At 66.8% G+C, this 4,483-nt stretch carries 4 protein-coding genes; 3 read left to right on the top strand and 1 reads right to left on the bottom strand.

Annotated elements, in window-relative coordinates; genetic code table 11:
- Nucleotides 1-1,198 (top strand): lytic murein transglycosylase (locus RT567_RS13915; RefSeq protein WP_313576876.1); only part of this gene is annotated, 1,198 nt, incomplete at its 5' end.
- Nucleotides 1,199-1,417: 219 nt separating this feature from the next.
- Here RT567_RS13915 and cysS read toward each other — a convergent pair.
- Complete coding sequence (gene cysS, locus RT567_RS13910) at nucleotides 1,418-2,824, bottom strand: cysteine--tRNA ligase (protein WP_313576875.1); 1,407 nt, start codon at nucleotides 2,822-2,824, stop codon at nucleotides 1,418-1,420.
- A 139-nt stretch (nucleotides 2,825-2,963) separates the two neighbouring features.
- On the opposite strand from cysS, the gene folE reads away from it, so the two are divergent.
- Both folE and RT567_RS13900 read left to right on the top strand, forming a co-directional pair.
- Complete coding sequence (gene folE / locus RT567_RS13905) at nucleotides 2,964-3,578, top strand: GTP cyclohydrolase I FolE (protein WP_313576874.1); 615 nt, start codon at nucleotides 2,964-2,966, stop codon at nucleotides 3,576-3,578.
- 205 nt (nucleotides 3,579-3,783) lie between these two features.
- Nucleotides 3,784-4,224: a biopolymer transporter ExbD gene (locus RT567_RS13900; protein ID WP_313576873.1), complete on the top strand. Its 441-nt coding sequence runs from the start codon at nucleotides 3,784-3,786 to the stop codon at nucleotides 4,222-4,224.
- Nucleotides 4,225-4,483 lie beyond the last annotated feature (259 nt).

Below are 4,483 nucleotides of genomic sequence, written 5' to 3'. Positions count from 1 at the left end.
GCCGCCCGTGGTCGAGCCCGCGCCCGCCACGCCGGCCCCCACGCCCCCGCCCGCCCAGACGGACCTCAGCGAGGCCTATGACCACGCCAGCTTCGACGCCTGGAAGCAGAGCTTCCTGGAGCGCCACGGCGGCGCCCGCAAATGGGAGTACGCTCGCGAACTGGAAAGCGTGACGCCGAACCCCAGCATCATCCGCCTGGACCGCAACCAGCCCGAATTTTCGCGTCCCGCTGGGGTCTACATCCAGAACGCCACCACCCCGGCGCGAATCGCCATGGCGCGCCAGCGCGTCGACCGCGTGCCGTGGGACGTGACCCAGAAATACGGCGTGCCGACCGAAATCCTGCTGGGCGTCTGGGCGCAGGAAAGCGCCTTCGGCCAGGTTCAGGGCGATTTCGACGTCATCCGCTCGCTGGCGACGCTGGCCTATGACGGCCGCCGCCGCGCCTGGGCCGAGGACCAGCTGAAGCACGCCCTCGACATCGTCGTAACGGGCAAACGCGACCGCGCGGGGCTCAAGGGCAGCTGGGCCGGCGCCATGGGCCAGACCCAGTTCATGCCGGACAACTATCTGCGTCTGGGCGTGGATCAGAACGGCGACGGCAAGGTCGACATCTGGGGCTCGGACGCCGACGCCCTGGCCTCGGCGGCGAATCTGCTGGCCCAGGCGGGCTGGAAGCGCGGTCAGGGCTGGGCCTATGAAGTCACCCTGCCCTCCAACTTCGACTACAGCCAGGCCGAGGGGCCGAAGCACCCCTGGTCGTATTGGACCGCGCGCGGCGTGCGCCTGGCCGACGGCTCCTCGCCCAACAGCGCCGAGGCGGCCGAGGGCGCGGCCATCCTGCTGCCGCAGGGCGCCAAGGGCCCGGCTTTCCTGGCCTTGCCCAACCACTACGTCATCCGCCGCTACAACAACTCGGTCAGCTATGCGCTGGCCATCGGCATGATCGCCGACGGCGTCTCGGGCAAGCCTGCGCTGAAGGCCTCCTGGCCCAACGACGGCCCCCTGACCCGCGATCAGCGCGTCGGCGCCCAGCAGGCCCTGACCCGCATGGGCTTCGACACGCAAGGCGTCGATGGCGTCATCGGCTCCAACACCCGCGCCGCCCTGCGCCGCTGGCAGCAAGCCAACGGGCGCACGGCCGACGGCTACCTGACCGACGTGCTGGCGGAAGAACTGATTAGGCGAGCGCGCTGAGCTTCTCCCCCTCCTATTGGGAGAGGGCTTGAGCCCCCAAGAGCCGAAGGCGATTGGCTAAGGCGAAAGGGTGAGGGCTCGGGGCTTAAGTCGGCCGAAGGCCGTCGCGCCACGGCTTACGCCGACTGATGGGACAAGCCCCTCACCCTTTCGCGCAAGAACGATCGCTACGCTCTCGTGCGCTCAAGCCTTCTCCCGCCGGGAGAGGGCTCCCTCGAATCAGCCCTTCATCCGCCAGGTCGCGCCCTGCGGGCCGTCCATGACGACGACGTTCAACTCGTTCAGCCGGTCGCGAATGCGGTCGGCCTCGGCCCAGTTCTTGGCCGCGCGGGCGGCGGCGCGCTGTTCCAGCAGGCCCTCGACCTCGGCCTTCAGCCCTTCGTCGACGCCCGAGAACCACTCGGCCGGATCGGCCTGAAGCACGCCCAGAATGGAAGCCGCAGCCATAAGCTGGCCCTTGGCCGTCGCCACCGCCGCCGTATCGCCCGCCGTCATGCCACGCTCGATGTCGCTGGACAGGGCGAACAGGGCCGCCATGGCGCCCGGCGTGTTCAGGTCGTCCTCGATGGATTTCATGAACTCAACCGGCGGCTCAACGTCCGCCGCCTCGACCCCGGCTGCGCGGTGCAGAGCGCCGTAGAGGCGGTCCAGGTTCTTGCGGCTCTGCTCCAGCAGGGCCTGGTTCCAGTCCAGCGGCTGACGGTAATGGGCGCTCAACAAGGCCCAGCGCACCACCTCGCCCGGCATGGCCTGCACCAGATCGTGCAGCAGCAGGACGTTGCCGATCGACTTGGACATCTTCTCGGCGTCCACGGTCAGGAAGCCGTTGTGCATCCAGTAGCGGGCGTATTCGTCGTGCGCATCGTCGCCATGAGCATGGCCGTGGGCGCAAACACCCTGGGCGATCTCATTCTCATGGTGCGGGAAGACCAGGTCGATGCCGCCGCCGTGGATGTCGATGGGCAGGCCCAGCGTCTCCTCGATCATGGCCGAGCATTCGATGTGCCAACCCGGACGCCCTTCGCCCCACGGCGACGGCCAGGACGGCTCGTCCGCCTTGGACGGCTTCCACAGCACGAAGTCGTGCGGGTTCTTCTTGTAGGGCGCGACCTCGACGCGGGCGCCCGCGATCATGTCGTCCAGATTGCGCCCCGACAGCGCGCCGTAAGACGGATAGGACGACACGTCGAACAGCACATGACCCTCGGCCGCATAGGCGCAGCCCGCGTCGATGATGGCCTGGATCTGCTTGGTGATCGCCTCGATGTAGTCGGTGACGTGCGGCGCGATGTCCGGCGGAGAGACGTTCAGCAGGCCCATGTCGGCCAGATAGGCGGCCTCATAGCGCGCGGTGATCTCGCCGATGGCGACGCCTTCCTTGGCGGCCTTGGCGTTGATCTTGTCGTCCACATCGGTGACGTTGCGGGCGTAGACCACCTTGTCGGCGCCATAGGCCCGGCGCAGCAGGCGCACCAGCACGTCGAACACGACCGGCGGGCGGGCGTTGCCGATATGGGCGTAGTCATAGACCGTCGGGCCGCAGACATAGAGGCTCACCCGGTTCGGATCACGCGGCGCGAACAGGCGCTTTTCACGGCGCAGGGTGTCATGAATGTGCAGGGCCATAGGTCAGGTCTTTTGCGAGTTTTCTTGCGGGACGGACGACGTGTCCCATATAGCGGCCTGATAGACAGTCAGGGCCGCGCGCCCAAGTCCATATAATTAGTATTCTGAACAGGCGCTCTCGTCGCCGCCGGATCGTTTCATGAGCAGCACCCCCGCCAAGCCCGTCCTCGTCGCCAATGAGGCGCCCCAGCGTCCCAGCCGCGAACAGGCTCTGGAGGCCGTGCGCACCCTGATCGCCTGGGCCGGCGACAACCCCGACCGCCCCGGTCTGCTGGACACGCCCAAGCGCGTGGTCGATGCCTATGGCGAATGGTTCGACGGCTATGACGCCGACGCGGGCAAGGAGCTGTCGCGCACCTTCGAGGACGTGACCGGCTATGACGACATGGTCATCCTGCGCGACATCGAGGTCGAGAGCCACTGCGAGCACCACCTGGCGCCCTTCCTGGGCAAGGCCTACGTCGCCTATCTGCCGGGCGAGAAGGTGGTGGGCATCTCCAAGCTGGCGCGCGTGGTCGAGATTTTCGCCCGTCGTCTCCAGAACCAGGAGACCCTGACCAACGACATCATCGACGCCATCGAATCGCACCTGCAGCCCAAGGGCGTGGCCGTGCTGGTCGATGCGGCGCACCAGTGCATGACGACGCGCGGCGTGCATCACCGCCACGTCTCGACCATCACCACCCGCTTCACCGGCGCCTTCAAGGACGACCCGGCCCTGGCCGAACGATTCCTCAAGCTGGCTCGCGGTTGAAGCGACGGGCGAGGGCGCTGATCGCTGGGGACTGAATTGATCGCGGAGAAGGCCGCCCTGCGCCGAATTCGCAATCTTATTCCCCTGCGGCGTCATTTCCTCGCATTCGACGGCTTTACAAGCCTGCTTCAGGACGCCAAGAGACGAGCCAGACTTTCAGTGTGGTCCGCCGGAGGGTGCGGGCCTTGATGGAGACGAGGGCGTAATGGGCGCGAAACTTTCCTCAGGCGGTGGCGGCGGCAAGCTGGCGCAACAGAACGCGGACATCAACGTCACGCCGTTCGTTGACATCATGCTGGTGCTGCTGATCATCTTCATGGTCGCGGCGCCGATGGCGACCGTGTCGATCAAGCTGGACCTGCCGCCGGCGACGCCGCCGGCGCCGGACGCCGAAAAGCCGAAAGAGCCGGTCTACATCACCATTCAGGAAAACGGCTCGCTCTACATCGCCGAGACGGAAACCACGATCGCCAAGCTGACGGCTGACGTCTGCGCCGCCCAAGCCGTGGCGACGGACTGCCGTGAAGAGCGCGTCTTCGTGCGCGCCCAGCCGGAAGTGAAATACAACCAGTTCATGGAAGTCATGAACAAGCTGCAGGAAAACGGCTTCTACAAGATCGGCCTCCTGAACGAAGACATCACCTAAGACGGTCGGTATCGATTGTCGGGAAAAGGGTCGCTTCGGCGGCCCTTTTTCTTTGCGCGTCGCCCATCGATCGCTTGCGCCCTCCCCTTGTTCCGGCCTCAATGCGCGCCTCGAATGAGGGGGAGTAATCATCATGCGTCGCCGTACCTTCCTGTCCGCCCTGCCGGCCGGAGCCCTGTTGGCGGGCGCCGCCAACGCCCAATCGACGACCGGCGCCGCCGCGCCCTCGGCCCATCCCGCCTCCGTCCAGCCTGCCCCC

The organism is Brevundimonas sp., assembly GCF_032107865.1.
In the GTDB taxonomy this organism is placed as follows: domain Bacteria; phylum Pseudomonadota; class Alphaproteobacteria; order Caulobacterales; family Caulobacteraceae; genus Brevundimonas.
Note: the sequence above shows the minus strand (reverse complement) of the source record. Positions and strands in the feature narration are given on the sequence as shown.